Source organism: Litorisediminivivens sp. KMU-197 (assembly GCF_056858395.1).
Window position 1 is genome coordinate 41,921 of the sequence record NZ_JBXEQG010000005.1, and the last position, 26,307, is coordinate 68,227.

Here is a 26,307-nt window from a genome sequence, read left to right on the forward strand (position 1 = left end):
GCCCCGGGGGCGGTCTGCCGGAAAGCGGATTGCTCAGCCTGCGTACCGCTCTGCCGTCAGCCCGTCCATGTCGATCTCGGGCTTCCGGCCCAGCACCACGTCGGCCACGGCGCGGCCCGACCCGCAGGCCATGGTCCAACCCAGAGTGCCGTGCCCGGTATTGAGATAGAGGTTTTCATAGCGCGACGGGCCAAGCACCGGCGTGCCGTCAGGCGTCATCGGGCGCAGGCCGGTCCAGCCTTCGGCCTTGGACAGGTCGCCGCCCTTCGGAAACAGATCTCCGATGACATGACGTACGGTGTCGGTGGCATGCGGCCCGAGCCGTTTGGAATAGCCCGCAATCTCGGCCGTGCCGGCGACGCGGATGCGGTCGCCCAGCCGGGTGATGGCAACCTTGTGGGTCTCGTCCATCAGCGTCGATTGCGGGGCGCAGGCGTCCTCGGTCACCGGCAACGTCACCGAATATCCCTTGACCGGGTAGACCGGCAGCTTGACCCCGATTGGGTTCAGGACCCTCGGTCCGTAGCTGCCGAGCGCGCAGACATAAGCATCGCCGGTAATCCGGCCTGCGATCTCGGTATCGACACCGGCGACCTTGCCGTTCTCGATGGCGATGGCCCGGATTGCCTGACCATACTGGAACTCGACACCCATTTCGGCGCATGTGTCGGCCAAGGCGACGGTGAACATCCGGCAATCGCCGGTTCGGTCAGCGGTCAAGCGCAGGCCGCCGACGAACTTGTCGCGCACAAGGCCAAGCGCCGGCTCGACCGCTACACATCCGTCCCGATCGAGAACCTCGTAGGGTGATCCGTACTCTGCCAGGATCTCCTGGTCCGCCTTCGACCCTTTCAGCTGCTTCTCGGTCCGAAAGAGCTGCAGTGTCCCCTGCTCACGCCCATCGTATTCGATCCCGGTCTCGGCGATCAGGTCCGGCATCACGTCGCGCGAATAATTCGAGATGCGCACCATCCGGCCCTTGTTGATGCGGTAGCTCTTTTCATTGCAATTGCCGATCATCTGCAGCGACCACTTCCACATGGTCGGGCTGATCAGCGGCCAGATGAACAGCGGGCGGCGCTTCATGAAAAGCCACTTCAGTGCCTTTAGCGGGATCCCCGGCGCGGCCCAGGGCGAGGTCATCCCGTATGAGAGTTCTCCCGCATTGGCATAGCTGGTCTCCAGACCCGGCCCGGCCTGCCGGTCAAGCACGGTAACCTCGGCTCCCCCGCGCGCAAGATAGTATGCCGTCGTCACGCCGATCACGCCGGCGCCCATCACGACCACTTTCATGCTGCACTCCTCCTTGCGAAGCGTGGATCTCAAAGTCGCGGGGTGAACTTGAAACCCACCCCGCAGTTTGAGCCTATTGCCTCAGAGCGTGATGCGGAACTGGGCAAACCCGGTATCGGATTGGCCCGCCTCTTCGATGGTCACGCCGGGAACGCTGTCGGCATAGGACGCGCCGGCAGGCCCCGTCTCGAAAATCACCGTGGTGCCGTCCATCGGCGCGAAGGACCAATTGCCGTCAGCGCGGGGGCTGACTGTGCCCTTCTCGACGATGTAGCGCACGATCACGTCGCGGTTGGTATCGGGGGCCTCGAAGACGGTGGTCTCGGGCGAGGCTCCGGGGAAGCTCCCGCCGCCGCCGGCCCGGTAATTGTTGGTGGCGACGATGAATTCCTGTTCCGGATCAATTGGTTTTCCTTCGTACTGAAGGTTGACGATGCGCGAGGCGCCTTCATTTTCCAGCGCACCCTTGGGACCGTACTTCGATGGTTGGCTCAGGTCGATCTGATAGGTCACGCCGTCGATCACATCGAAGTTGTAGCTCGGGAACTCCGGATTGAGCAGTGTGGCATCCTTGGCCCCCGGCTCGATCTGGTTGAACATGCCGGCAGAGCGTTCCAGCCAGTCCTTCACCTGCGTGCCGGTGATGCGCACAGCGCGCACGGTGTTGGGATAGAGGTAAAGGTCGGCGACGTTCTTGATCGCGACATCGCCCTCCGGCACGTCGGTGTAATACTCGGGCCCGCCCCGGCCCCCGGCCTTGAAAGGCGCGGCGGCCGACAGGATCGGCAGGCCCTCGTGCTCGGTGCCCTGCATCATCTGCGCGATGTACCATTCCTGTGCGTTCGACACGATCTGCACCGAGGGGTCATCAGCGACCAGCGCGAAATAGCTGTGAAGCGCGGCATCAGTTTTGCCCACCGCGCGACGGACGTAGGCCAGCGTTTCGTCGTGCTCCTGCTGGACGGATTGCAGGACCGCATCGACGCTTTCGACGGTGGGGGTGATCGAGCGATCCTCGCCCCGATCGTAGATCGGACGCGCCTCGGAGGTGTGGGCCACAACGCGCCAGCCGCTTCCGTCGCGTTCCAGCATCAGGTCAATCAGCCCCATGTGCGAGCCCCAGAAACCGCCCATGACGGCGGGTTTGCCCATGATGGTGCCGGCCTCGACGTCGAGACCGGGGAGATCGGCAAAGGTGGAGGACGGGAACACGAGGTGGTTGTGGCCGGTGAGGATGGCGTCGATGCCGTCGACGGCGGCCAGCGGGACCGAGGCGTTCTCCATGCCCTCGGTGTGATCGGCCGCGCCGATGCCCGAGTGCGACAGGGCAACCACGATGTCGGCGCCCTCCTCACGCATCTGCGGCACCCAGGCCTTGGCGGTTTCGACGATGTCGCGGGCTTCCACGTTGCCCTCGAGATGCTGGCGATCCCAGTTCATCACCTGCGGCGGCACGAAACCGATCAGGCCCACCTTGATGGCATGGGTCTCGCCCGCGCCGTCGGTGACCTGATGGTCAAGGATGACGTATGGCGGCAGCAGGGTTTCGTCGTCGGTGGGGCTAGCGCCTTTCTTGGTGGCGATGTTTGCGCAGACCACAGGGAAGTTGGCCCCGGCGAGGGACTTTTGCAGGAACGACAGCCCGTAGTTGAATTCGTGATTTCCCAGCGTGGAGGCGTCGAAGCCCAGCGTGTTCATCGCCTCAATGACGGGGTGCATGTCGCCTTCATTCATGCCGCGCTCATAGGCGATGTAGTCGCCCATCGGATTGCCTTGCAGGAAGTCACCGTTGTCGATCAGCAGCGCATTGGTGGCCTCGGCGCGGACGTTGTCGATCAGGGCGGCGGTTCGGGCGAGGCCCACGGTATCGTTGGGCTTGTCGGCGTAATAATCGTAGGGGAAGACGTGCACATGCAGGTCGGTGGTTTCCATGATCCTGAGGTGCGCCTGATTGCCGGCGGCGCGCAGCGAGAACGGATGCAGCGCGATCAGGCCGGCGGTTCCGGCAAGAAAGCCGCGGCGGGACAGTTTGAAGCTCATGAGGGTCTCCCGGTTGTCTTTTTGTTGGCTTTGTCCGGTGATGGTATACCGGTAATCCGGCTCTGCGAAGGGGGTGTGTCGGGCGAAAGCCATTGCTTGCCGAGGGGCGCGGCGCAGGGTAGCGTCCATGGCATGACAGAGACGTTTTCCTGTAGCTGCGGAGCCACCGAGTGGCAGGTCGAGGCGCCGAAAACCGGTACCCGGGTTACGTGCTATTGTGCGGATTGTCAGACCTTCGCGCGGCATCTGGGGTCGGATGTTCTGGACCCGGCCGGCGGGACCGCGCTGCTTCAGGTCATGCCATCGCAGGTGCGGTTCACGCGTGGGGCAGAGAACCTGGCGTTGATGAAGCTGTCTCCGAAGGGATTGAGCCGCTGGTATACGGCGTGCTGCCGGACGCCGGTGTGCAATACGCTGCGCTCGGCAAAGCTGCCCTTCGTGTCACTTCTGACGGCATGTCATCGCGGCGATGACACGGCACTGGGGCGGATGCGCGCGCAGGTCAACACGGTCTATGCCAACGGACCGGGAAAGCCAGCAAAGGATCGCGGGCTTGGCCTGCTGATCTGGCGCTTCGCAACGGGCATGTTGGCCGAGCGTGTCTCGGGGCGGTGGCAGCAAACGCCCTTCTTTACGCCGCCCGACTGGAAGCCGGTGGCGGAGCCGCAGGTGATCAGCAAGGCCGAACGCAATCGGGCGCGGCCTTGAGAAGTGCCCCGCGCGGGAAGAACCTTCAAGGGAGACAGGTATGGCGAAGGGCTATTGGCTGGTCCAGGTGGAAGTTACGGATGTCGAGATCTACCAGGAATATCGCGCGGCGGTGAGACCGGCTCTCAACGCCTTCGGCGGGCGCTTTCTGGTGCGGGGGGGCTTGCAGGATGTGCCCGAGGGCGCGGTGCGGCCCCGGTCGGTGGTGGTGGAGTTCGACACCTATCAAGCGGCGCTGGACTGCTATCACAGTGACTTGTACCAACAGGCAAAGGCGATCCGGCAACGTGCGGCGGAAGCCAATTTCACCATTGTCGAAGGGACGAACGAGTAGCATGACAATGATCGAGCGATTGACCCGGTTCTTTACGGGCGAGGCTTCGGCGCCGGCGCCCCTGCCGCCGATGGATGCGGCGCATGCGCTGGGTGCGCTGCTGGTTCGGGTGGCGAAAGCCGATCACCATTACCTGTTCGAAGAACTGGAGCAGATCGACCGGATCCTCGCACGCCGGCTGGGGCTGAACCCGGTCGCGGCCGCCAAGCTCAGGGCCGAAAGCGAGCGGCTGGAGAAGGCCGTGGCGGGGACCCCGGACTTCGTGGAAAAGCTGCGGGAAGCGGTGAGCTATGACGAGCGGCACGGCATCGTCGAGGCCCTGTGGCGGGTTGTGGTGGCCGACGGGGTGCGCGAAGAACACGAAGTTGCGCTGGTGGAACTCGTCGAGGAGATGCTGGGGGTCAGCGCGGATCATAGCCGGGAGGCCAGAGCGGCGGCGGAGAGCATCCGCTAGCCTCCATAGGGTGGCCTGCGTCCCCTGCTGAACCGCAACCTTGTTGGCGGTGTTGGCGCTTAGGCACCGGATCGGGTCCGGGGCGGGGTCTGCGCGCGGCTTGGTCTGTCGGACGGGGCCGCTTGGCCCAGCTTCTTCTTGGCCCCTGCCTGTCGGGCCTCTATATCCTCCCCATGTTCGCAGATTTCCTCAAACGGCTGACCCAGCCGGAGCCCGCACAGATGCCCGATGAAGACGCCCGCCTTGCGCTGACCGCGCTGTTGGTGCGGGTCGCCCGGTCGGACGAAAGCTATGATCACGAAGAGGCCGCGCTGATCGACCGGATCGCCGTGGAACGCTACGGGTTGAGCCCCTTCGCGGCCTCCAAACTGCGCAGCGACGCCGAGGCGCTGGAGGCGGAGGCCCCCGACACGGTGCGATTCACCCGCGCGATCAAGGATGCGGTCCCCTACGACGCCCGTATCGGCGTGATCGAGGCGCTCTGGCAGGTGGTGCTGGCCGATGGCGAACGCGATGAGGCCGAGGATGCGCTGCTGCGCATGGTGGCGCCGCTTCTGGGCGTGTCGGATGTCGAATCCGCCATGGCCCGTCAGCGGGTTGCCGGGGACTGAGGGCCATCCTGGCTGCCTGCCGTGACGGCAGGGCTACGCGATTCTTGGGCGTTATCCCGGATTCCTCGTTGCAAGGCCGGCGATTTTCCGTCCTATTGAGGCAAATGATCCCAGCGACAGTAGCGCCTTGAACGACCAGACCCCCGTCATCGAAATCCGTGATCTGCACAAGAGCTATGGTGAGCTCGAAGTACTCAAGGGCGTGTCGATCACGGCCCACAAGGGCGAGGTCATCTCGCTGATCGGCTCGTCCGGGTCGGGCAAGTCGACCCTGTTGCGCTGCGCCAACCTGCTGGAGGACAGCCAGCAGGGCGACATCCTGTTCAAAGGCGAACCAGTGCGCTGGAAAGGCAACGGGCTGGCCCGGCGGCCGGCGGATGCCAAGCAGGTGCTGCGCATCCGTACCAACCTGTCGATGGTGTTCCAGCAATTCAATCTGTGGTCGCACATGACCATTCTCCAGAACGTGATGGAAGCGCCCGTTACGGTTCTGGGATGCGACAGGACCGAGGTCGAAGCCCGCGCCCGACGTTACCTCGACAAGGTGGGGATCGGAGACAAGTGCGATGCGTGGCCGGCGCAGCTGTCGGGCGGACAGCAACAGCGGGCGGCGATCGCACGCGGGCTTTGCATGGAACCGGAGGCGCTCCTTTTCGACGAGCCGACCAGCGCGCTGGACCCGGAGCTGGAGCAGGAAGTGGTCCGGGTGATCAAGGACCTCGCCACCGAGGGCCGCACCATGCTGATCGTGACCCATGACATGAAAATGGCGGCTGATGTGAGCGACCACGTGGTGTTTCTCCATCAGGGCCTGATCGAAGAAGAAGGCGCACCGGACCAGTTGTTCGGCGCGCCTAAATCCGAGCGGCTGCAGGGCTTTCTGTCCTCGACACAGGCCGCCTGAACCAACCAACCAAGGGAGCATCACTCATGAAAACCATCCTTCTTGGCACCGCCGCGCTGGCCGTTTCGGCCGGTCTTGCCTTGGCCGGCAGCCATTCCGAGACCGTGCGTCTGGGCACCGAGGGCGCCTATCCTCCGTTCAACTTCCTCAACGACGCGGGCGAGGTCGACGGCTTCGAGCGCGAAGTGGGCGACGAGCTTTGCAAACGAGCCGAACTGACCTGCGAATGGGTCACCAACGAATGGGATTCGATCATCCCGAACCTGGTGTCGGGCAATTACGACACCATCATCGCCGGCATGTCGATCACCGACGAGCGCGACGAGGTGATCGACTTCACCCAGAACTACACCCAGCCGGATCCGTCGGGCTATCTGGGCCGCGAAGGCGAAACCATCGATCCGGCGGGCGCGGTGATCGCGGCGCAGGCGGGCACCATCCAGGCCGCGCATTTGGCCGAGATCGGCGCGACGCTGCTGGAGTTCGCCAACCCCGAAGAAACCATCGGCGCGGTACGTGACGGCGAGGCCGACGCGGTGCTGGCCGACAAGTCTTTCCTCGCCCCCTATGCGGACGAAAACGCCGACCTGGGCTGGGTTGCGGAAGACGTCCTGCTGGGCGGCGGGATCGGCATGGGCTTCCGTGAAAGCGACGCCGAGCTGCGCGAGAAATTCGACGCGGCGATCCAGTCGATGAAGGACGACGGCAGCCTCAACGCGCTGATCGAGAAGTGGGAGGTCGGCGAGACCTTCTGATCTTGCAGTAGGATGGGTCCTCGGGACCCATCCTAATGATGCTATCCCCGGGGCGGGTCCTATCGCCCGCCCTGTTTTCGACGAGGTGCGCCATCTTCGAGTTCTGCGCAGACCCCGAGGCCTTGGACCGGTTTCGCTGGCTGTCGTGCTATCTCACGACCGGCAAGCACATGTCGTTCTACCTATCGTTCGGCACGGTGCTGCTGCTTCTGGCGATCACCGCCCCGGTGGCACTGGCCTTCGGCTTTGCCGGGGCGGCGGCGGCGCGGTCGCATATCTTTCCGCTGAACTGGATCGGGCGGATCTACATCGCCATCGTGCGCGGCGTGCCGGATATCGCCTTCTTCCTGTTCTTCGTGATCGCGCTGGACCAGGGGTTCGAATGGCTGCGGCACAAGGTGAAATGCCCGGACTGGGATCAGCCGATCCGGCAAGGGTCCGATTTCGTGGTCTGCGATGCCGCGAAGCTGCCGCTGGGCACTTCACCGCAGTGGATGCATGAGACCTATGGCTTCCTGCTTGCAGTGCTGACCTTTGCCATCGTCTTCGGTGCCTTTGCCGCCAACGTGCTGTTTGGCGCCATGCGCGCGGTGCCACGCGCGCAACTGGAGACGGCCGAGGCCTATGGCATGACGCAGCGGCAGATTTTCTGGCGGGTGCTGGTGCCGCAGATGTGGGTCTATGCCCTGCCCGGCCTGTCGAACCTTTGGATGGTGCTGATCAAGGCCACGCCGCTGCTGTTCCTGCTGGGTGTTGAGGACATCGTCTATTGGGCGCGCGAGCTGGGTGGGACCAAGAACCCTCGGTTCACCGACTATCCGCATGGCGACTGGCGGATGTGGTATTTCTTGGCGCTGCTGGTGTTCTACCTCGCGTTCACGCGGGTGTCCGAGGTGGTGCTGGACCGGCTGATGTCGCGGCTGACGCTGGGACAGGCCACCGCCGGCGGCGAAGCGCAGAGGAAAGCGGCGTGAGTGCGGTTGGCGTAGGCTCGGGGGCGCTGCCCCCTTGCCCCCCGGGATATTTACGACCAGGAGAAGGACCTGGGAGGGTCTTTGCATGAGCTGTTGGGAGACCATAGCCGATTATGCGCTGCGTTCGGTGGGCGTGGGCGAACGGCTGCTGCCGCGGTCGGACTTCACGCTCTGCCAGCAGGTGGTGCTGATCGGCTCGGGGATGATCTGGAACGTCTATTTCGGGGTTCTGGCGCTGTGCTCGGGGTTCTTCCTGGCGACCGCGGTGGCGCTGGGCAGGGCATCGCGGGTGGTCTGGCTGCGCAAGCCGGCAGAGTGGTTCATCTTCCTGTTTCGTGGCTCGCCGCTCTTCATCCAATTCTTCTTTGCCTATTTCCTGTTCCTGTCGCTGAAGCAGGTGGTGCCGTTCTTCACGCCGCTGACCTCGGCCTGGGCGGGGGCGCTGGTGGTGCTGTTTCTCAACACAGCCGCCTATTCGGGCGAGATCTTCTATGGTGCGCTGCTGTCGATCCCCAAGGGTGACACCGAGGCGGCGGATGCCTACGGGCTGTCGGGCTGGGCGCGGTTCCGACGGATCGTTTGGCCAACGATGCTGCGGCTTGCCTGGCCAGCCTATACAAATGAAGCGATCTTTCTGTTTCACGCCACCACGCTTGTCTATTTCTCGGGTTTCCCGGCGTTACAGCAGCGCGGCGACGCCCTCTATTACGCGAATTACTTCGCCGACAAGACGTTCAATCCCTTCGTGCCCTACCCGATCCTGGCGATCTATTTCATCCTGTTGACGCTGGTGCTGACCGGGCTGATGGGGCTGATCAACGCGCGACTGAACCGGCACCTGCCGGCCGCACGGCGTGCCAAGATGCGGTTTCGGCCGAACCTGATCCGCTAGGGGCTGGATTGGCGAAGAGGCCCCGGATCAGGTCCGGGGCCGCGATGTGACACAACGTAAATCCCCCCTTGCCAAACCCCGGGGCAGCCCGTTATCCATAATTTGATCAAATTATTTGGTGACACATGTCCGAAAACCGCATGAAGACCTGGCTGCGGAAGAATCCGCAGGTGCGCACGATCCGCGTGGCCGCCGCCGATCTCAACGGCCAGCCGCGCGGCAAGCGGGTGCCGACCCGTTTCGCCGACAAGGTGGTAGAGAGCGGCACCCGCTTTCCGGTGTCTGTGCTGAACCTCGATATCTGGGGCGAGGACATCGACGACAGTCCGCTGGTGTTCGAGAGCGGCGACCGGGACGGCGTTCTGAAGCCCACCGAGCGGGGGTTCCTGCCGATGCCCTGGCTGGAGGCGCCGACTGCCCTGCTGCCGATCTGGATGTTCCGCGACGACGGCACGCCCTATGACGGAGATCCCCGGCATTGCCTGCGCCGCGTACTGGACCGTTACAAGGCCAAGGGGCTGACCCCGGTGGTGGCACTGGAGCTGGAGTTCTACCTGATTGACGATTCAGGGCGCAACCTGCAGGTGCCGGTCTCGCCCCGCTCGGGCAAGCGGCGCAAGGCGGCCGAGACCATGTCGATCCGGGCGCTGGACAGTTTCGACCAATTTTTCACCGATCTCTACGACGCCTGCGAGGAGATGGACATTCCCGCCGACACCGCCATTTCGGAGGCCGGGCTGGGGCAGTTCGAGATCAACCTGATGCATTCGGACGATGCGCTGCGCGCCGCGGACGATGCCTGGCTGTTCAAGTGGCTGGTCAAGGGGCTGGCGCGGCGCTACGGCTTCGCGGCGTCCTTCATGGCAAAACCCTATGAGGATTATGCAGGTTCGGGAATGCACATGCACTTCTCTGTGCTGGATGCCGAGGGTAACAACATCTTCGACGATGGCGGCCCAAAGGGCACCGATGTGCTGCGCCATGCAGTGGCCGGCTGTCTTGCGGCGATGCCCGACAGCGGGCTGATCTTTGCGCCGCATCACAATTCCTATGATCGCATGGTGCCAGACGCCCATGCACCGACCTGCGTGTGCTGGGCCTATGAGAACCGCACCGCCGCCGTGCGCATCCCGTCAGGCGATCCGAGGGCACGGCGGATCGAGCACCGGGTGGCGGGCGGCGACGTGAACCCCTATCTGATGGTTGCGGCCATCCTCGGCTCAGCGATGAATGGGATCGAGGACGGGGTGGAACCGCCTGAACCTGTCACAGGCAACGCCTATGCGTTGGATCTGCCGCATATTCCCGATACGTGGACAGGCGCGATGGATGCCTTCGAGGCCAGTCCGCATATCAGGCGGATTTTTCCCGACGAGTTGATCCGCAACTTCCTGCTGACCAAGCGGCAGGAGGCACATTACATGGAAGAGTTGACCGAGGCCGAACGGGTTGTGATCTACCTCGACACCGTTTGACCGTCGGGCTGAAGGATTGGGTAACCGATGAAGATAGGCATTCTCACGACCGGACACCGGCCGGACACGCTGCCGCAGTTCAGTGATTACGCCGGCATGTTTGCCGAACTTCTGGAGGGCCAGGGGCTGGAGTTCGAGAATTACGACGTGGTGGACGGGGTGTTTCCAGACAAAGTGCAGGATGCCGAGGGCTGGCTGATCACCGGGTCGCGGCATGGCGCCTACGAGGATCATTCCTGGATCGCCCCGCTGGAGGCGTTCATCCGCGAGGCCTATGACGCGCAGGTGCCGATGGTTGGAATTTGCTTCGGCCACCAGATCATTGCGCAGGCATTGGGCGGCAAGGTCGAGAAATACCCCGAGGGCTGGGCAGTGGGCCTGCGCGAGTATGACTTCGGCGACGAGACCCTGGCGCTGAACGCGTGGCACCAGGACCAGGTGGTGGAACTGCCGAAGGGGGCCAAGGTGGTCGCCTCCAACGCCTTCACCCCCTACGCCGGGCTGCTCTATGGCGACCGGGCGTTCTCGGTCCAGCCGCACCCCGAGTTCGGTCATGCCTTCATGCAGGGGCTGATGGAAACCCGCGGCGGGGCGGTCCCTGCCCCGCTGCTGGCGGCGGCACAGGCCATGCTGGGCGCGCCGGTGGACCAGCCGCGGCTGGCGGACATGATCGGCACATTCTTTCGCGAACGGAGCCTCAAATGAGTGACTGGACGGCACACTTGCCGGGGGCGGCGCAAGCCTACCTGACCGACCGGCGCCTGGACGAGGTTGAATGCGTGATCTCGGACCTGCCGGGGATCGCGCGGGGCAAGGCGGTGCCGGCGTCGAAATTCGCGCGCCAGACGCATTTCTTCCTGCCGGATTCGATCTTTTACCAGACCATCACCGGCGGATGGGGCGAGGCTGCGGGCGACGACGGTTTCATCGAACGTGACATGATCCTGAAGCCGGATCTGTCCACCGCTACTGCCGCGCCCTGGACCGGGGACTGGACCTTGCAGGTGATCCACGACGCCTTTACCCGCGCCGGTGAGCCGGTGCCGGCGGCGCCGCGCAACGTGCTGAAGCGGGTGGTCGACCTCTACCACAAGCGCGGGTGGAAGCCGGTGGTGGCGCCAGAGATGGAGTTCTTCCTCGTCGCGCGCAACATCGACCCGGCCAAGAACATCGAGCCGATGATGGGCCGGTCGGGCCGTCCGGCCGCGGCGCGGCAAGCCTATTCAATGACCGCCGTGGACGAATTCGGCCCGGTGATCGACGACATCTACGATTTTGCCGAAGCACAGGGCTTCGAGATCGACGGCATCACCCAGGAAGGCGGGGCCGGCCAGTTGGAAATCAACCTGCGCCACGGCGATCCGGTGAAGCTGGCGGACGAGGTGTTCTACTTCAAACGATTGATCCGCGAGGCAGCGTTGCGGCACGACTGCTTTGCCACCTTCATGGCCAAGCCTATCGCCGACGAGCCGGGCAGCGCGATGCACATCCACCACTCGGTGCTGGATCTCGAAAGCGGGCAAAACATCTTCGTAGGGCCTCAGGGCGGCGAGACGGATGCGTTCTACAACTTCATCGGCGGGTTGCAGAAGCATTTGCCATCGGCCATCGCGGTGCTGGCGCCCTACGTGAATTCCTATCGGCGCTATGTGAAGGACCATGCGGCGCCGATCAATCTGGAATGGGCGCGGGACAACCGGACCACCGGCATTCGCATCCCGATTTCTGAGCCGGAAGCGCGGCGGGTTGAGAACCGGCTGGCGGGGATGGACTGCAATCCGTATCTGGGGATCGCTGCGTCCTTGGCATGCGGCTATCTGGGCCTGATCAACGAGGAGCGGCCGAAGAAGCAGTTCAAGGGCGATGCCTATGTCGGGGATGCGGATATCCCGCAGGTGCTCGGGCAGGCTCTGGACCTGTTCGACGCCGCCAAGGCCCTGCATGACGTGCTGGGGCCCGAGTTTGCGCGGGTCTACGGGATCGTGAAACGCTCGGAGTACGAGGAGTTCCTGCAGGTGATCTCTCCCTGGGAGCGTGAGCACCTGCTGTTGAACGTGTAGCCAGCGGCAAGCGCCTTAAACCCAACCTCTGCGACACGAAAAGAAGGACTGAACGCCGCTTGGACCTGCTGTTTTCGAATGATGTTCAGGGCGAGTACCCGAAGAGCTGGTACGCCGCGACGGCGGACCTGCTGCCGCCGTTTCCGCCACTGCACGGGGACGTGACGGCGGATGTCTGCGTGGTGGGGGCCGGTTATACCGGGCTGTCTGCGGCGCTTGAGGTAGCGCGTGCCGGGCGCCGCGTCGTGGTGCTCGAAGCGCATCGGGTCGGGTTCGGCGCCTCGGGGCGCAACGGCGGACAGTTGGGATCCGGCCAGCGGGTCGATCAGGAAGGACTGGAGCGGCTGGTCGGTCGCGCGGATGCAGTAAAATACTGGCGGCTGGGTGAGGATGCCAAGGCGCTGGTCAAGCGGCTGATCTCGGAGCACGGGATCGACTGTCACCTGAAGCCGGGCATTGCCTGGGCCGGGTCATCAGCGTCCGAGGTGCGGGACCTGCATGGCTATGCCGAAGTCCTGCGCGCGCGCTATGGCTATGACCACGTCGCAACACTGGACCGGGATGCATTTCATGCCTTGTGCCCGTCACCGGATTACACCGGCGGAATCATCGACCATGATGCAGGGCATCTGCACCCGCTTCGGTATTGCCTCGGGCTGGCGCGGGCGGCGCAAGATGCGGGTGCGGTCATCCACGAAGGCTCTTGCGTGCAGGAAGCCTCGCCTGGGATGGTGCGGACCGATGCCGGCACCGTGCGGGCAGAGCATGTGATCCTGGCGGGAAACGGCTATCTTGGCGGGCTGAACGGCAAGGTGGCGCGGCGGGTGATGCCGATCAACAATTTCATCGCCGCGACCGAACCCTTGGGCGACCGCGCACGAGAGGTGCTGACCGAAGATGTGGCAGTGGCCGACAGTCGCTTCGTGGTGAACTACTTCCGGCTGAGCCATGATGGACGTCTGCTGTTCGGCGGCGGCGAAAGCTATGGCTACCGCTTCCCTGCCGACATCGCTGCGAAAGTGCGGGGTCCGATGGCGCAGGTGTTTCCATCGCTGAAGGATGTGAAGATCGACTATGCCTGGGGTGGGACACTGGCAATCACCATGAAACGCCTGCCCTACTTGGCGCGGGTGGCGCCGGGGGTGCTGTCGGCCTCGGGTTATTCCGGGCACGGGGTGGGCACGGCGACCCATGCGGGTTGGCTGATGGCGCGGGCGGTGATCGGCGAAAGTGACGGCTTCGATGCCATGGCCGCCCTGCCGGTGCCGAGTTTTCCCGGAGGGGCCGCGCTGCGCACGCCGCTGCTGACACTGGCGATGTCGTGGTATGCCTTGCGGGATCGGCTAGGGATGTGACGCCCGCGCCGTGGTGCCTGAGATGAGGTCCCGGAGCGGCGTCCGGGACTGCATTTCGCGCTGAAGAAGACGTGAGCGAATGCTCGATTACTTGTCCATCTTCGACAGCTTGTCCTGCAATGCAGCGAGCTGTTTTTTGATGGCGTCAAGGTCTTCGGCACCCGATTGCTCGGGCTTCGTCTCGGACTGGTCCGGACCGGACCAACCCGGAGCCATGCCGCTGGTCATTGCCTTCATGAAAGCTTCCTGCTGGGCTTTCATGGCCTCGAACCCCGGCATCTTCGCCATAGGGCTCATCTCGAGCATCTTGTTCTGACCCTGCCGCAACATGTCGAATGAGGCAGTCAGGAACTGCGGCACGATGGACTGCGCCTGCGTGGTGTAGCTGCGGACCAGATCGGTCAACACCCCGAGCGGCAATACATTTTCGCCCCGGCTTTCATGGTCGGCCACGATCTGCAGCAGATATTGCCGGGTCAAATCGTCACCGGACTTCAGATCGACGATCTGCACCTCGCGACCGTCGCGAATAAAGCCCGAGATATCCTCGAGCGTCACGTAATCGGAGGTTTCGGTGTTGTAGAGCCTGCGGCTGGCGTATCGCTTGATCAGCAGAGGTTTCTCGTTGTCTGCCACTGGGCACCCTCCCCGGAAGTTTCAGCGCTGCAGCAAAGCCTATGCCAGCGCAGAACAAAAGGAAAGTGCTGTGGTGCGGCATGGGTGATTTATGCTGCGCAGCGAAAGTTCAGGCGAGAAGTTTCTGCGGCTCAGTAGAGATGCTGGCAAGATGACGTGTAACGGCGCCGACGGACAGGCAGGGTCTGGCGGGTGGGCCTTGGAGGATGGTGTCTCCGGGGGCGGCATTGAAACAGAGCCGAAGAGCGCGACGCTTGGCAACGGGCAGCCCGGCCAGGACCATCGGCCCGAGGAAGAAAGACTCGGACAAGCTGCCGTTTGCGTGGACAACCTCGTGCCGGTCGCAGGCGAAATGGACTCAGGTTATCGCGCGGCGGCCGCGCATGTGTCGGACGAGAGGAAGGACGGTAAGCGCCTTGGCCGGGGCGAAGACCTCATCCGGGAAATGATCGGTCAACTGCCCCCTGCCCCCCACGAGGATGCGATGCTGCGGCGAGACGATGAGGTCGGTCGCGGGCCGGTTCCGGCCGAGGGCGCCGGACCTGATCAGCACGGGCGTCGCATCGCCGGGCATACCGTCCAGCGGATGGCTGCTGCTTTGGGTCCAGCGAATGGGTTGAGGCCCGTGATCAAGCGTCAGGACGAGGTCACCCGGGGCCAATGTTTCCACTGCACGCGGACCCTGCGGCGTGGCGATCAGGGTGCCAGGTGCATAGCAGGGGATGGTGCCGGGATTGGGCGCGGGCTGTGCCACGTAGGTCAGCCCACCGTCGAAGGTTTCGATGCTTTCGCCCCCGGACGTCGAGGGCCCGGGCGTGCTGGTGGCTCCGGCAGCCGGTCCTTCGCTGGGCGTGATGACGTTCTCGTCGCCGCTGATGAACTGGACCACGGCACCGGTGTCGTCAATCAGCGCGACACCCCATTGCTGGCCGAGGTCTGGCAGACCTTCGGTGGTGTCGAGCAGGTAGATATCGCTCCCGGCGGTAGTGTCGAAGTATTCACCCGCAAGCGAATGCGAAGACACGAACTTACCGGCAGAATCGTAGACCGCGACCGAGTATCCGGACAGATCCTCACCGTTCGTGGCGACGATCTCGGTGAAGTTCTCGGAGTTCTCGAACCGGATCTCGGAGAAATAGACCGCCATGCCTCAACCGACCTGGCAGGAAGGCATGTACCCGCGCTGCCTGGGACCGTTGCGGTCCGGCACATTGGGTTCTGGACTGTATGTGGCCATCGGTTCTGTTCCCTGATTCCACCAAACTTGCCATGGCGGGAATGAACGCGCCGCTTACGCGCCGCAAGTTACAGAAGGAAAATGGCTACAATCGGAAGAATGCATGGCGTTTTGCGTTAACCGCGACACGCGAGGTGCCCCTCAAATGCAAAGAGCGGGTCCTTTCGGACCCGCCCTTCGGATGTTCGCGCATGTTGGGGAGGAGATGACAGCGCGTCTACATCGGTAAGCCGAAGCTTATTTCGCGGTTGCGGCGGTTTTCTTGGCAGCCGAAGTCGCGTCGTTGGTGGCTTTCTTCACGGCAGCCGAAGCTTCTTCCGAGAATTCCTTGCCTGCCGCCATCATCAGTTCGACGGTTTCCATTTGGACTTTCTTGGCGATCTCGGCGAAGGCTGCAACGTTTTCGGCTGCAACTTCTGCCTGAGCCGAAGCGAAATCGGTCATGGCTTTGGCGTAGTCGGCCGGCTCGGTTTTGGCTTTCGACAGCTCTGCCAGTTTGGACAGGGTGTCTTTGGTCCACTTGGACGAGATCTCGGTCGATTTCTCGGCGGCGTCCAGAGCAACTGCGGACAGTTTCTCGTTCAGGGTCGCCTGGGTTTTGAAAACATCTTCGAAGGCGGCGGTATCAACCGGGAATGCGCCCATGACGTCTTTCAGCATTGCGGTCACGTCTTGTGCTTTGTTGGCTGCGGCCATTGTCTTGATCCTTTGTCTCTGCGCCGGGCGGGCCCACCCCGTCCTTGGCGTCTGCAGACTATATAACCGCTGCAGTGCAGCATTTCAAGGTTTTTTTGCTGCGGCGCAGAAACACGATATTTCCGTTTATTTTCAGACTATTGCCTTGGCTTTTACATAGGTTCCGGGCGCATCCTCAAGCGGCGGATGCTGGGAATCACCCGGTTCGCGTGCATCGACCTGTTTGCCCGCACGTGGCTTCAGCCAATCATGCCAACGCGGCCACCAAGACCCTTCGTGGAGCTCCGCGCCCTCGATCCATTCGTCCGCAGTGGGCGGCAAATCGTCGTTGGTGTAGTGGCCGTACTTCTTCTTCGAAGGCGGATTCACGATGCCCGCAATATGGCCGGACTGTCCGACGATGAAGGTTTTCGTGCGGCTACCGGTCTGCATGAAGCCGCGATAGACGTCCTTCCATGCGGCGATGTGATCGGTCTCGGTCGCGATCGAGCAGATCGGCACGGTAACGTCCTTGATCGAAAGCTTCTCGCCCAGCAACTCGAAGGTGCCCTCGATGAACTCGTTGCGCTGGCAGAGGCCGCGCAGGTACTGCATCGTCATCTTGCCGGGCAGCCCTGCCCCGTCGCCGTTCCAGTAGAGCAAGTCGAACGCCGGAGGCGTTTCGCCCATCATGTAGTTGCGAATGGCGGGCTGGTAGATCAGGTCGTTGGAGCGCAGGAACGACATGGTGCGGCCCATGATGAAGCTGCGCAGGATGCCCTGTTGTTCGACCTCGGCCTCGATCCCGTCGATGAAATCGTCCTGAAGGAAGGGGGTGAATTCGCCCTGATCCGAGAAATCGGTGAGCGCGGTGAAGAAGGTGGCGGACTTGACCGACTTGTCGCCGCGCTTCTTCAACAAGGCCAGCGTCAGGTGCAGCGTCGTGCCGGCGATGCAATAGCCGATGGCGTTGACCTGTTTAACCTTGCAGATCGATTTCGCCTCTTCGATGGCGGTGAGGAAACCGTCCTGCACGTAATCGTCCATGCTGATGTTGGCATGGCTGCGGTCGGGATTGCGCCACGACACCACGAACAGCGTATGACCCTGGTCGACAACCCACTTGATAAACGAGTTCTGGGCCTTCAGGTCGAGGATGTAGAATTTGTTGATCCACGGCGGGAACAGGACGATGGGGGTCTCGTGCACCTTCTCGGTAGTAGGGGCGTATTGGATCAGCTCGATCAACTCGTTGCGGAAGACGACCTTCCCGGGGGTGGTGGCGATGTTTCCGCCGATCTCGAACGCCTGTTCGTCGGCTAGCCGCACCACCAGTTCACCGTTATTCGCCTCGAGGTCGGCAACCAGGTTCTCCAGCCCCTTGACCACGGAGTCGCCTTCCGTTTCGATCGCCTTCATCAGCGCGTCGGGGTTGGTGGCGAAAAAGTTGGTGGGGGCCATCATGTCGACGATTTGCTGCGAAAAATAGCGCAGTCGCCGCTTTTCCTTTTCATCTATGTCGTCGATCGCCTCGACCGCCTGTTTGATGGCGTCGGCATTGATCAGGTACTGCTGCTTGATGAAGTTGAAATAGGGGTTGGTCTTCCACACCGGGTTCGAAAAGCGCCGGTCGTCGGGGGTGTTGTCCTCGGGCGCGGCAAGCTTGCCCTGTGCCAGCAATTGCTGCGCCTCGACCATGTGCTTGAGCGACTTGCCCCAGTATTCCACCTGGTGCTCGAGGATCTTGGCCGGATTGTTCATCCACTCCTGCCAGTAGGCGCTTGCTGCACGTGCGAACAATTCGCCTTCCGGGGCCTGAAGTTGGGGGTTCGCCGGTTTCCGCCGCGTCAGCGCTCGGGTCAGACGTTTGGTCAACTCGTCAATTTTGGCAATATTTTCGTCCAGATGCGCAATGTTATTACCTTGTTGACTGTCTTCGATTGTCATCTTAACGAATCCCCTTTATCTTGCAGTTGCAGCAATAGGTCGCTTTGAGGGAGGGGTCAAAGCGGCACAACAGCGGGGTGCAGCCCCCCGCCCTATCGGAGCGACCAAATGCGCTACATGATGACCTACGACATGATGGAAACCCTCCGAAACACCCACCAGTGGCTCGGGGCGACGGCCGAGGCGATGGCCTCTTACCCGGCGTTTTCCATGTGGCCGAACCCAACCATGAACTGGGTGGCGGCTTGGGGCGCAGTGACCGAACGCACGTTCGAGCGCATGGTGGCCAAACCGGATTGGGGCATTCATTCCATCACCTGCGAGGACGGTCGCGATCACCTTGTGAACATCCGCACCGAGGTGAGTCGCCCGTTCGGCGATCTGATACACTTCGAGGTTGCGGGCCGCAAGCCGGCCCCGCGTCAGGTACTGCTGGTTGCACCGATGTCCGGACACTATGCCACTCTCCTCCGGTCGACCGTCCGGTCCCTGCTCCCTGACTGCGAAGTCTATGTTACCGACTGGCACAATGCACGTGATATTCCCGTGTCGGAGGGCAAGTTCGATGTCGAAGATTACACACTCTACCTTGTGGATTTCATGCGCCACCTGGGTCCGGAAACCCACGTCATCGCGGTCTGCCAGCCGGCGCCGCTGACGCTCGCGGCCACCGCCTATCTGGCCGAGGAAGACCCCGAGGCGCAGCCGCGTTCGCTGACATTGATCGGCGGACCGATCGATCCGGATGCGACGCCCACCGACGTGACCGATTTCGGCCGGCGCGTGACCATGGGCCAGCTGGAACAGTCGATGATCCAGCAGGTCGGCTTCAAGTACCCGGGTGTGGGCCGTAAGGTCTATCCGGGCCTGCTGCAACTGTCGTCCTTCATGTCGATGAACGCCGAGCGGCACTCCAAGGCCTTCACCGATCAGATCATGCGCGCGGCGCAGGGTCTGGCTTCGGATCACGATGCGCACAACCGGTTCTATGACGAATACCTTGCGGTGATGGACATGACGGCAGAGTTCTACCTGTCGACTGTCGAGCGGATCTTCAAGAACCGCGAAATCGCCAGAAACGTGTTCGTGGTCGACGGCAAGCCGGTCGATATCGGCAAGATCACCACCGTGGCGGTCAAGTCGGTCGAGGGCGCGAACGACGACATCTCGGCACCCGGACAATGCATCGCGGCCCTCGACCTCTGCACCGGCCTGCCGGCTGAAAAGAAGGCCAGCCATGTCGAGGAAGGCGCCGGTCACTACGGCATCTTCGCCGGCAAGTCCTGGCGCAACAACATCCGCCCGCTGGTGCTGGAGTTCATCGACGCCAACAGCGGCAACAATCCCCCGGCGCGAATCCACGCGGTCTGAGGCCGGAGGGCCCCGCGCGGACATGCGGTCCCGGGTCACGCCCGGGACGATGTCACGCGGGTGGCGGGCCTGCCTTGTCGAAGACGCGGTCGATCATCGCCTGCGTCCCGCGCGAGAATTCCAGCGGACAGGCGTAGTCCGCTTCGTCCAGAACGCCGGCGTTGAATGCCTCGACCTGAGCGATGTATTGGTTCACGCCCGGATATCGCCAGGTCACCCGCTCCATGCCACGCCGGTCGAGCGTCACTTCGGCCTGATCGAAGACCCCGGCGTTAAATGGCGCTTTGACGGTGATCACCCCCCTGTCGCCTTGGATCGCCACGTATTGCCGCGGTGCCATGCGCATTGAGTTGACGGCCGAGAAATGGAACGAGGGAAAGCGCGCGGTGACGTGGCTCCAGACATCGACGCCGTCTTCCCAGCGGACCTCGGCGCCTAGGATGGTGTCGGGCTCTTCCCCGGTCACGAAACGCGCGGTGCCGTAGGTATAGACACCGATGTCGGGGATCGCGCCGCCGCCGGTGTCGGCGCGGTTGCGGATATTGGCGGTGTCGAGACGGTTGTCATAGGAAAACACCGTGTCCCAAAGCGCGATCTCGCCAATCTCGCCCGCCCAGAGCAGTTCGCGCACCTTGAGCCAGCGCGGATGATGGACAACCATGTAAGCCTCGGCGGCCAGCAGTCCGGTCTCGTCCCTGAGCGCGATGATCGGGTCGAAGTGCTCGGCCTTCATCGCAAGAGGTTTCTCGACCAGCACGTGTTTACCCGCGCGCAAGGCTTTTTCCGTCCATTCGACATGCAAATGGTTCGGCAACGGGATGTAGACCGCATCGACGCTGTCGCTTGCCAGCAGCGCGTCATAATCCTCGAACACTTGCAGATCGGGGTTCAACTCCCGGAACGGCGCTGCCTTGTCCGCCGAAGACGTCGCCAGCGCAGAAAGCCTGCCCCGCCGCGCGAGATGAATGGCCGGAGCCATGTGTTTCTGCGCGAAATTTGCGGCTCCGAGGATGCCCCAGGAAACGTGATCGGTCATCGGGTGCCCTCCGCTTTCAAGGGGGCAACCTATCCGTTCCTGCCCATCGTGCAAGTCCGAAGGCACGGCCACGGCGCGTCCGTCTCAGGGAAGCGATACGGTGCGCACATAGACCGGCACATCCATGATCGCCATAATCTCCTCCGTGCCGTCGAAAACCGCTGAAAGTTCCTCTGCAGTCACCGTCAGATCGAATTGACCGCTGGGCGGTTTACCCAGCGCGGCGCTGGAGACAAGATCGACCAGCTGCTCGTAGCGATAGATGCGGGAAAACGACGGGTCCGCAGCGGAATACGGATGGCTCTCTCCTGCGCTCCAGCCTCGCGCCCCGGTGGCGTAATCCAGCGAAAAGCCGATCTCGCCACCCTCGGACGGTCGGATGCTCCACGTGTCGGAACTGGTCCGCGCACCGTTCGCGGGGCCGCTCAGTGTCGTGGTCCGGTCAATCTCGGCCTTGGCGGCGACGCCGTAGGGATCGCGGCCCGGCACCGTGGTGTAGATACGCAGCACGTACATCCGCACCGCATCATCTTTCTTGCCAAGCCCAACAAGTGCCGCAGCGCGGCGGCTCGCGGGATCAAGCGGCTTGCCCTCAGCGTCGCGCTCCAGCACCCCGTCGATTAGGGCCAGCAGAAGGTTCGCGCCTTTCAGCGGTCCTCCGGGAAAGCCGATCGCGTTCCACCCGTCGGGCATCATCGTCTGAATACCGTCCGGCGCGACCTGCAGGCCGATCAGGACCCTGCTGTCGATATCATAGCCTGACACGGTTTCCGACCGCGCCGGCCCCGTGTTGGCGACAAGCGCAAAGGCCAGGATCGCCGTTCGCATGATTGGTTTGAGTTGCATCGTCATCCTCCCTCATGCCGCGTCCGGCAACATGCCGACGCGTCGGGGAAGCTTCCGCTGCGGAAGCGACGACCGCATTGACCTGTATCAAGCGGTGGAGCGGGGATGGCTGCCCGGCGGCGCGGGCTGTGCAGTCCGGGCACCAAAAAAGGCCCAGTCAGCGACCGGGCCTTTTAATGAATTCGAAAGATCATGCCACCGGCAGCATACCCTGCTTCTTGGCCAGTTCCTTCATACGCTTCTGCAACTTCTCGAAGGCGCGGACCTCGATCTGGCGGATGCGTTCGCGGCTGACGTCATACTGGCCGGAGAGGTCCTCAAGGGTCACCGTCTGGTCGGACAGCCGGCGCTGGGTCAGGATGTCCTTCTCGCGGTCGTTGAGCACGTCCATGGCTTCGGCCAGCATGGCGCGGCGGGCCTGAAGCTCGTCGCGTTCCTCGTAATCAGCCGCCTGGTCGGCATCTTCGTCCTCCAGCCAGTCCTGCCACTGCATGGTGCCTTCGCCCTCGGCGCCGACGGTCGCGTTCAACGACGCGTCCCCGCCGGACATGCGGCGGTTCATGCTGATCACCTCGGCCTCGGTCACGCCGAGGTCGGTCGCGATCTGGGCGACGTTCTCGGGCCGAAGGTCGCCCTCTTCCAATGCGCCGATCTTGGCCTTGGCCTTGCGGAGGTTGAAGAACAGCTTCTTCTGCGCCGAGGTGGTGCCAAGCTTCACCAGGCTCCAGGACCGGAGGATGTATTCCTGGATCGAGGCGCGGATCCACCACATCGCATAGGTGGCAAGCCGGAAGCCTTTCTCGGGGTCGAAGCGTTTGACCGCCTGCATCAACCCGACATTGGCCTCCGAAATGACCTCGGCCTGCGGCAGCCCGTAGCCGCGATAGCCCATGGCGATCTTGGCAGCCAGACGCAGGTGCGACGTGACCATCTTGTGGGCCGCTTCGGTGTCCTGTTCCTCGACCCAGCGTTTGGCAAGCATGTATTCCTCTTCCGGCTCCAGCAGCGGGAATTTCCGGATTTCCTGCAAGTACCGCGACAGCCCGCCCTCGGGCGTCGGAGCCGGCAGGTTTGCATAATTGGCCATGTCGTGTCCCTCCCATGTTTAGGGGCTTAACATTCAATATGGAGTGGGACAGGTGCGATTCAAGGGCACATATCCGCTTCGACGTTCATTATTGTACCGATCCGTTCAGTTTGAAAGCGCGCAGGGACCGGGCTCACGCGCATGTGCGAGTTACGACAGATATCGTCATCAAACGGTGAATTCACCGTCTCATTACGCACATTTACTGTTCAACAGGTCAGGTTGGCTGGTGTTCCCGGTCAGTCCGGATAGCCGAAATGTTTCATGTTTGGCACGACTCATCCGTCCCGAAGGGTGTCCAGAAGCCGTTGCAGGGCCTCTGGCAGCTTGGCGGCAAAGCTCATCTGCTCGCCGGAGACGGGGTGCGCGAACCCGAGGCGTTCGGCATGTAGCGCCTGTCCCTGAAACCCCGCAAGGGCCGCCATCGCGGTCTCGCTCAGTGCAGTGCGGGCAATGCGGCGTTTGCCGCCATAGGCCGGGTCACCGACAAGGCCATGGCCGGCATGGGCCATGTGGACACGGATTTGGTGGGTGCGGCCGGTCTCCAGCCGGCACTCCATCAGGGCCAGGGCCGGGGGGGTTCCGAACGACTCGACCAGCCTTGCGCGGGTGACGGCGTGACGGCCGCCGTCGAAGCAGACCGCTTGTTTCTGCCGATCGGTACGATGGCGGGCCAACTGCGTGGTGATCTTCATCACATTGCCGGGCTCGAAGCTGATGCCGCGCAGACCGCGCAGCCGGGGATCGGCGGCGTCTGGCACACCGTAGACAAGGGCCTTGTAGACCCGCCCGGCGCTGTGTTTTTCGAATTGTGCGGCAAGACCGTGATGCGCGGCATCGGACTTGGCGACCACCAGTACGCCGGAGGTGTCCTTGTCGATGCGGTGGACGATGCCGGGGCGTTTCATCCCTCCCACCCCCGAGAGCGTGTCGCCGCAATGATGCAGAAGCGCGTTGACCAGCGTGCCCGAAGGCGTACCGGGCGCGGGATGCACCACCATGCCCACGGGCTTGTCGACGACAATCAGGTGCTCGTCCTCGTAGAGCACGCTCAGGGGGATGTCCTCGGGCAGGATGTGGCTGTCCTCGGCCTCTTCCAGCCTAATGATGATCTCGGCCCCTTCGCCGGCCTTCGCCTTCGGATTGGTTTCGACCGCGCCATTGACCTGCACCGCGCCCCCTTCGAGCAACCGCGCGAGGCGGGTGCGCGACAGGGCGGCTTGCTCTGGCACATCGCGGGCCAAGGCCTTATCAAGCCGGGCGGGCGGATTGGCGCCAAGGGTGAAACGGAGGTCCGGCATGGATGATCCTTCTGACGGGCAAGTGCCGGAACCGGCCAACCTGCGCATTCTGCGGCTGCTGGTCACGGTGCTGACGGCGGTGATGATCGGGGGCGTCATACTGATTGTCGCGCTGATTGTCATCCGCTTCCGCGATCCCGGGCCGCAGGTGCCTGAGGACCTGTCCCTGCCGGCGGGCGTCACCGCCGAGGCGGTGACCTTCGGCACCGGCTGGGTGGCGGTGGTGACCGGCGACAACCGCATCCTGATCTATGATCGGGTGACCGGGCGGCTGACGCAGGAGGTCGCGATCACTGGTAGGTGAGCGCGATCCATATGTGAAAGGCGATCAGCGGCACCAGAGCCGAGGAAAGCGCGATGTGCAGCCAAAGCCAGAGATGATAGATGCGGCGGTCGCGATAGGGGACGACCTCGCGGTTCAGAAGGCCGGTGGCGGCGACGGCGATGAAAGTCAGCGCAAGCGCATTAGTCCAGGCATGGCCGAAGCGGACAGCATGCAGCGCGAAGAACAGAGTCATCGCGGTGCCGACCCAGCGATGGGCGGCGTAGTGGCGGCGGACATCTGCGGCGCGCCCCGTGCGGCGCGCGATGAGCAACATCCACTGATAGACCATTCCGGTGAGCAGGAGCGCTCCGGTCAGCACCTGCCACGAGGTGCCGAAGGCGATAGGGCGAAACGCGGCCCCGGCGGTAAGCGCGATGGTGATGAGGCCGAGACCGAGAAGGCCAATCAGAACGTAAGGGCGTCTTCGAATGCGAGCGAGAACCTGGGTCATTTCGACGTATCCCTGTCGGTCAGGATGAGGGCCCGCATCACGGGTCCCCCGGCGCGGGCGCGAACCTCGGCCATGAAAGTGGGCAGGTCCGGCAGGACGCGGCGGTCTTTCGCAGGCCATTCGCCGCCGATGACCACGGGCGGATCGAAGCTGAGGCTCTTGCTGAGGTACGCGGCGTAAGCTTCTGAAATCGCGTTGTAAAAAGCTTCGGTCACGGCAAGGTATTCGACGGTGGGAAGCTGGGCGTCGGGATAGGTCCAGGTGGTGGCGCCCATGACTTCGTTCAACTGCCAGTCCTTGCGGGGGCTGTCCGGGTGGTCATTGTGACAGGTGACGCAGGGCCGCGCCGAGGCGAAATCGGGGTACATCCCGACCTGATCGCCGCGGGCGGTGGTTGAATACACCGGAGCTTGCGTTGCGCGGACCTGGGCAAAGGCCTGTGCCTGAGGGCCGGTAAACAGGTTGGACGGGTTGATCGGCGCGTCCGAGCCGAGGTAGAGGCCCAGCGGTTGTGGTTTCGTCTCCAGCCGGGCGGCGGCCATACGCAGGAAGAGCGCGGGCAGCGGCCCCTTTTCGACGCCGGGCTCGGCCCAATCCTCGCCGAACTTAAGCCCGGCCTCGAGACCCTGCCCCACCACTCGCGCGGTATAGATGGCGCGGGCCGCGTGGTTGATGGCGTTGACGGCCTCGAACACCTGTTGCACGGGCAAGGTCCGGTCGCCGGCGCGCAGCGCCGCTTCGGAAGGCAGCGGCGGCGGCGCAGTGACGAAGAGGTAGATGGCAAGGCAGGTGAGCAGCCCGCCGGAGATCAAGGGTTTCAGCATCATCTGCCCTCCGCCTCATAAAGTTTGAAGGGGCCGTAGGGGCTTCGGCCTTGCGCGAAATAGGCAGAAAGGTCGGCGGCATGGGCCATGTCGCTGACGCGGGTCGGCGGCTCATGGACGTGGTTGCCGTGGAAATCGTGGCAGGCCAGACAAGTGCCCCACTTGCCTGCCGCGATCAACGTGGCGTGCGGTATGTCCACCGGATCGCGGACAAGCTTCAACTCGGCATGGCAGGCGCGGCAGAAACTCGGCTTGGCCGCGACGCGCCGGGCGTCATGTTCGCCGTGACAGCCGAGGCATCCGTCGGCCTGTACCACCTGCAATGCCTCGATGAAGCGGGGTTCGCGGAAGCGGTAGACCGGGTGGCGTTCGTTGGGTCGCGCGTGGCAGTCGAGGCAGGCGTCGGTAGTGACCTCGGAACGGCCAAAATCGGCGTCGTCGGACCGACGCCCGAGCGCATAGGCCACGCGGGCCTGAATTTGTTGGCGAATGGTGCCCGGGCTGGGCTGATGACAGTCACGGCAGGCAACCGTTTCATGCCCGGCTTGCAGCGGCCCGTGTGAGAACCAGGTTGCCGCCGAGTCGGTCCAGACGCCCATGGCCCCCAATACCGCGACGGGCACGGCGATCAGCACCGCCGACAGGCGCAGGTCCATCTCTCCTCCTTCCGAACTGTCGCAAAACGCCCCGACGGGACGCAGGAGGATGATGCACCG

General features: G+C 63.3%; 27 protein-coding genes. 14 read left to right on the plus strand and 13 right to left on the minus strand.

The window, feature by feature from the left end; translation table 11 throughout:
- Nucleotides 1-33: 33 nt before the first annotated feature.
- Both AC04PT_RS12435 and AC04PT_RS12440 read right to left on the minus strand, forming a co-directional pair.
- Nucleotides 34-1,293, minus strand: a complete 1,260-nt coding sequence (locus tag AC04PT_RS12435) for a D-amino acid dehydrogenase (protein WP_482874021.1) — start codon at nucleotides 1,291-1,293, stop codon at nucleotides 34-36.
- Nucleotides 1,294-1,374: 81 nt separating this feature from the next.
- Nucleotides 1,375-3,333, minus strand: a complete 1,959-nt coding sequence (locus AC04PT_RS12440) for a bifunctional 2',3'-cyclic-nucleotide 2'-phosphodiesterase/3'-nucleotidase (protein WP_482874022.1) — start codon at nucleotides 3,331-3,333, stop codon at nucleotides 1,375-1,377.
- A 132-nt stretch (nucleotides 3,334-3,465) separates the two neighbouring features.
- Here AC04PT_RS12440 and AC04PT_RS12445 point away from each other — a divergent pair, with 132 nt between their 5' ends.
- From AC04PT_RS12445 to AC04PT_RS12500, 12 genes are all read left to right on the plus strand, one after another.
- Nucleotides 3,466-4,041, plus strand: coding sequence for a DUF6151 family protein (locus AC04PT_RS12445; RefSeq protein WP_482874023.1), 576 nt, complete (start codon nucleotides 3,466-3,468; stop codon nucleotides 4,039-4,041).
- Between the two features lie 40 nt (nucleotides 4,042-4,081).
- The gene (locus AC04PT_RS12450) at nucleotides 4,082-4,375 is read left to right on the plus strand and encodes a DUF1330 domain-containing protein (protein ID WP_482874024.1); all 294 of its coding nucleotides are present in this window, start codon (nucleotides 4,082-4,084) and stop codon (nucleotides 4,373-4,375) included.
- A gap of 1 nt (nucleotide 4,376) precedes the next feature.
- A complete protein-coding gene (locus tag AC04PT_RS12455) occupies nucleotides 4,377-4,829 on the plus strand; it encodes a tellurite resistance TerB family protein (protein WP_482874025.1) in 453 nt (150 codons plus the stop codon).
- Between the two features lie 173 nt (nucleotides 4,830-5,002).
- Nucleotides 5,003-5,440: a tellurite resistance TerB family protein gene (locus AC04PT_RS12460; protein WP_482874250.1), complete on the plus strand. Its 438-nt coding sequence runs from the start codon at nucleotides 5,003-5,005 to the stop codon at nucleotides 5,438-5,440.
- 127 nt (nucleotides 5,441-5,567) lie between these two features.
- On the plus strand, nucleotides 5,568-6,344 hold the full coding sequence (locus AC04PT_RS12465) for an ABC transporter ATP-binding protein (RefSeq protein WP_482874026.1): 777 nt from the start codon (nucleotides 5,568-5,570) through the stop codon (nucleotides 6,342-6,344).
- 26 nt (nucleotides 6,345-6,370) lie between these two features.
- Entirely contained in the window at nucleotides 6,371-7,099 is a 729-nt protein-coding gene (locus tag AC04PT_RS12470) for a transporter substrate-binding domain-containing protein (RefSeq protein ID WP_482874027.1), read from the plus strand.
- Nucleotides 7,100-7,191: 92 nt separating this feature from the next.
- Nucleotides 7,192-8,073, plus strand: a complete 882-nt coding sequence (locus AC04PT_RS12475) for an ABC transporter permease (protein WP_482874251.1) — start codon at nucleotides 7,192-7,194, stop codon at nucleotides 8,071-8,073.
- An 85-nt stretch (nucleotides 8,074-8,158) separates the two neighbouring features.
- Nucleotides 8,159-8,965: an ABC transporter permease gene (locus AC04PT_RS12480; protein ID WP_482874028.1), complete on the plus strand. Its 807-nt coding sequence runs from the start codon at nucleotides 8,159-8,161 to the stop codon at nucleotides 8,963-8,965.
- Nucleotides 8,966-9,105: 140 nt separating this feature from the next.
- Nucleotides 9,106-10,440, plus strand: a complete 1,335-nt coding sequence (locus AC04PT_RS12485) for a glutamine synthetase family protein (protein ID WP_482874029.1) — start codon at nucleotides 9,106-9,108, stop codon at nucleotides 10,438-10,440.
- A gap of 27 nt (nucleotides 10,441-10,467) precedes the next feature.
- Nucleotides 10,468-11,145 (plus strand): type 1 glutamine amidotransferase, encoded by a 678-nt coding sequence (locus AC04PT_RS12490; RefSeq protein WP_482874030.1) that lies wholly within the window; start codon nucleotides 10,468-10,470, stop codon nucleotides 11,143-11,145.
- Entirely contained in the window at nucleotides 11,142-12,500 is a 1,359-nt protein-coding gene (locus AC04PT_RS12495; RefSeq protein ID WP_482874031.1) for a glutamine synthetase family protein, read from the plus strand. Before AC04PT_RS12490 ends, AC04PT_RS12495 begins: the two co-directional genes overlap by 4 nt.
- Before the next feature lie 59 nt (nucleotides 12,501-12,559).
- Nucleotides 12,560-13,855, plus strand: coding sequence for an NAD(P)/FAD-dependent oxidoreductase (locus AC04PT_RS12500; protein WP_482874032.1), 1,296 nt, complete (start codon nucleotides 12,560-12,562; stop codon nucleotides 13,853-13,855).
- An 87-nt stretch (nucleotides 13,856-13,942) separates the two neighbouring features.
- Here AC04PT_RS12500 and phaR read toward each other — a convergent pair whose 3' ends face one another.
- From phaR to AC04PT_RS12520, 4 genes are all read right to left on the minus strand, one after another.
- The gene (gene phaR, locus AC04PT_RS12505; protein ID WP_482874033.1) at nucleotides 13,943-14,491 is read right to left on the minus strand and encodes a polyhydroxyalkanoate synthesis repressor PhaR; all 549 of its coding nucleotides are present in this window, start codon (nucleotides 14,489-14,491) and stop codon (nucleotides 13,943-13,945) included.
- Nucleotides 14,492-14,849: 358 nt separating this feature from the next.
- A complete protein-coding gene (locus AC04PT_RS12510; RefSeq protein WP_482874034.1) occupies nucleotides 14,850-15,638 on the minus strand; it encodes a Hint domain-containing protein in 789 nt (262 codons plus the stop codon).
- Between the two features lie 327 nt (nucleotides 15,639-15,965).
- A complete protein-coding gene (locus AC04PT_RS12515; RefSeq protein ID WP_482874035.1) occupies nucleotides 15,966-16,424 on the minus strand; it encodes a phasin family protein in 459 nt (152 codons plus the stop codon).
- Between the two features lie 132 nt (nucleotides 16,425-16,556).
- A complete protein-coding gene (locus tag AC04PT_RS12520) occupies nucleotides 16,557-18,350 on the minus strand; it encodes a PHA/PHB synthase family protein (protein WP_482874036.1) in 1,794 nt (597 codons plus the stop codon).
- Between the two features lie 108 nt (nucleotides 18,351-18,458).
- Between AC04PT_RS12520 and phaZ the strand changes: the two genes are divergently transcribed.
- Entirely contained in the window at nucleotides 18,459-19,721 is a 1,263-nt protein-coding gene (gene phaZ, locus AC04PT_RS12525) for a polyhydroxyalkanoate depolymerase (RefSeq protein ID WP_482874037.1), read from the plus strand.
- Between the two features lie 52 nt (nucleotides 19,722-19,773).
- On the opposite strand, the gene AC04PT_RS12530 is transcribed toward phaZ, so the two are convergent.
- The 4 genes from AC04PT_RS12530 to AC04PT_RS12545 all read right to left on the minus strand — a co-directional run bounded on the left by AC04PT_RS12530 (nucleotide 19,774) and on the right by AC04PT_RS12545 (nucleotide 23,991).
- Nucleotides 19,774-20,757: a Gfo/Idh/MocA family protein gene (locus tag AC04PT_RS12530; protein ID WP_482874038.1), complete on the minus strand. Its 984-nt coding sequence runs from the start codon at nucleotides 20,755-20,757 to the stop codon at nucleotides 19,774-19,776.
- Between the two features lie 84 nt (nucleotides 20,758-20,841).
- Nucleotides 20,842-21,603, minus strand: a complete 762-nt coding sequence (locus AC04PT_RS12535) for a hypothetical protein (protein WP_482874039.1) — start codon at nucleotides 21,601-21,603, stop codon at nucleotides 20,842-20,844.
- 190 nt (nucleotides 21,604-21,793) lie between these two features.
- Nucleotides 21,794-22,690, minus strand: coding sequence for an RNA polymerase sigma factor RpoH (rpoH, locus tag AC04PT_RS12540; protein ID WP_482874040.1), 897 nt, complete (start codon nucleotides 22,688-22,690; stop codon nucleotides 21,794-21,796).
- A 278-nt stretch (nucleotides 22,691-22,968) separates the two neighbouring features.
- A complete protein-coding gene (locus tag AC04PT_RS12545) occupies nucleotides 22,969-23,991 on the minus strand; it encodes an RluA family pseudouridine synthase (RefSeq protein ID WP_482874041.1) in 1,023 nt (340 codons plus the stop codon).
- On the opposite strand from AC04PT_RS12545, the gene AC04PT_RS12550 reads away from it, so the two are divergent.
- On the plus strand, nucleotides 23,990-24,295 hold the full coding sequence (locus AC04PT_RS12550; protein ID WP_482874042.1) for a DUF6476 family protein: 306 nt from the start codon (nucleotides 23,990-23,992) through the stop codon (nucleotides 24,293-24,295). The genes AC04PT_RS12545 and AC04PT_RS12550 overlap by 2 nt on opposite strands.
- Here the strand turns inward: AC04PT_RS12550 and AC04PT_RS12555 are convergent.
- Genes AC04PT_RS12555 through AC04PT_RS12565 form a run of 3 tightly spaced genes read right to left on the minus strand, consistent with a single transcriptional unit; the run spans nucleotide 24,282 to nucleotide 26,247 of the window.
- Nucleotides 24,282-24,767 (minus strand): hypothetical protein, encoded by a 486-nt coding sequence (locus AC04PT_RS12555; RefSeq protein ID WP_482874043.1) that lies wholly within the window; start codon nucleotides 24,765-24,767, stop codon nucleotides 24,282-24,284. The two genes, AC04PT_RS12550 and AC04PT_RS12555, sit on opposite strands and share 14 nt — an antisense overlap.
- Entirely contained in the window at nucleotides 24,764-25,591 is an 828-nt protein-coding gene (locus AC04PT_RS12560; protein WP_482874044.1) for a c-type heme family protein, read from the minus strand. The genes AC04PT_RS12555 and AC04PT_RS12560 overlap by 4 nt, the downstream gene beginning before the upstream one ends.
- Nucleotides 25,591-26,247: a cytochrome c3 family protein gene (locus AC04PT_RS12565; protein WP_482874045.1), complete on the minus strand. Its 657-nt coding sequence runs from the start codon at nucleotides 26,245-26,247 to the stop codon at nucleotides 25,591-25,593. Before AC04PT_RS12565 ends, AC04PT_RS12560 begins: the two co-directional genes overlap by 1 nt.
- Nucleotides 26,248-26,307 lie beyond the last annotated feature (60 nt).

Excerpts from the sequence above, each read along its gene's own strand:
- AC04PT_RS12435 (WP_482874021.1), bottom strand. The coding sequence starts at position 1,293 with ATGAAAGTGGTCGTGATGGGCGCCGGCGTGATCGGCGTGACGACGGCA.
- AC04PT_RS12440 (WP_482874022.1), bottom strand. The coding sequence starts at position 3,333 with ATGAGCTTCAAACTGTCCCGCCGCGGCTTTCTTGCCGGAACCGCCGGC.
- AC04PT_RS12445 (WP_482874023.1), top strand. The coding sequence starts at position 3,466 with ATGACAGAGACGTTTTCCTGTAGCTGCGGAGCCACCGAGTGGCAGGTC.
- AC04PT_RS12450 (WP_482874024.1), top strand. The coding sequence starts at position 4,082 with ATGGCGAAGGGCTATTGGCTGGTCCAGGTGGAAGTTACGGATGTCGAG.
- AC04PT_RS12455 (WP_482874025.1), top strand. The coding sequence starts at position 4,377 with ATGACAATGATCGAGCGATTGACCCGGTTCTTTACGGGCGAGGCTTCG.
- AC04PT_RS12460 (WP_482874250.1), top strand. The coding sequence starts at position 5,003 with ATGTTCGCAGATTTCCTCAAACGGCTGACCCAGCCGGAGCCCGCACAG.
- AC04PT_RS12470 (WP_482874027.1), top strand. The coding sequence starts at position 6,371 with ATGAAAACCATCCTTCTTGGCACCGCCGCGCTGGCCGTTTCGGCCGGT.
- AC04PT_RS12480 (WP_482874028.1), top strand. The coding sequence starts at position 8,159 with ATGAGCTGTTGGGAGACCATAGCCGATTATGCGCTGCGTTCGGTGGGC.
- AC04PT_RS12485 (WP_482874029.1), top strand. The coding sequence starts at position 9,106 with ATGAAGACCTGGCTGCGGAAGAATCCGCAGGTGCGCACGATCCGCGTG.
- AC04PT_RS12490 (WP_482874030.1), top strand. The coding sequence starts at position 10,468 with ATGAAGATAGGCATTCTCACGACCGGACACCGGCCGGACACGCTGCCG.
- AC04PT_RS12495 (WP_482874031.1), top strand. The coding sequence starts at position 11,142 with ATGAGTGACTGGACGGCACACTTGCCGGGGGCGGCGCAAGCCTACCTG.
- AC04PT_RS12510 (WP_482874034.1), bottom strand. The coding sequence starts at position 15,638 with ATGGCGGTCTATTTCTCCGAGATCCGGTTCGAGAACTCCGAGAACTTC.
- AC04PT_RS12515 (WP_482874035.1), bottom strand. The coding sequence starts at position 16,424 with ATGGCCGCAGCCAACAAAGCACAAGACGTGACCGCAATGCTGAAAGAC.
- AC04PT_RS12520 (WP_482874036.1), bottom strand. The coding sequence starts at position 18,350 with ATGACAATCGAAGACAGTCAACAAGGTAATAACATTGCGCATCTGGAC.
- phaZ (WP_482874037.1), top strand. The coding sequence starts at position 18,459 with ATGCGCTACATGATGACCTACGACATGATGGAAACCCTCCGAAACACC.
- AC04PT_RS12530 (WP_482874038.1), bottom strand. The coding sequence starts at position 20,757 with ATGACCGATCACGTTTCCTGGGGCATCCTCGGAGCCGCAAATTTCGCG.
- AC04PT_RS12535 (WP_482874039.1), bottom strand. The coding sequence starts at position 21,603 with ATGCAACTCAAACCAATCATGCGAACGGCGATCCTGGCCTTTGCGCTT.
- rpoH (WP_482874040.1), bottom strand. The coding sequence starts at position 22,690 with ATGGCCAATTATGCAAACCTGCCGGCTCCGACGCCCGAGGGCGGGCTG.
- AC04PT_RS12550 (WP_482874042.1), top strand. The coding sequence starts at position 23,990 with ATGGATGATCCTTCTGACGGGCAAGTGCCGGAACCGGCCAACCTGCGC.
- AC04PT_RS12545 (WP_482874041.1), bottom strand. The coding sequence starts at position 23,991 with ATGCCGGACCTCCGTTTCACCCTTGGCGCCAATCCGCCCGCCCGGCTT.
- AC04PT_RS12555 (WP_482874043.1), bottom strand. The coding sequence starts at position 24,767 with ATGACCCAGGTTCTCGCTCGCATTCGAAGACGCCCTTACGTTCTGATT.
- AC04PT_RS12560 (WP_482874044.1), bottom strand. The coding sequence starts at position 25,591 with ATGCTGAAACCCTTGATCTCCGGCGGGCTGCTCACCTGCCTTGCCATC.
- AC04PT_RS12565 (WP_482874045.1), bottom strand. The coding sequence starts at position 26,247 with ATGGACCTGCGCCTGTCGGCGGTGCTGATCGCCGTGCCCGTCGCGGTA.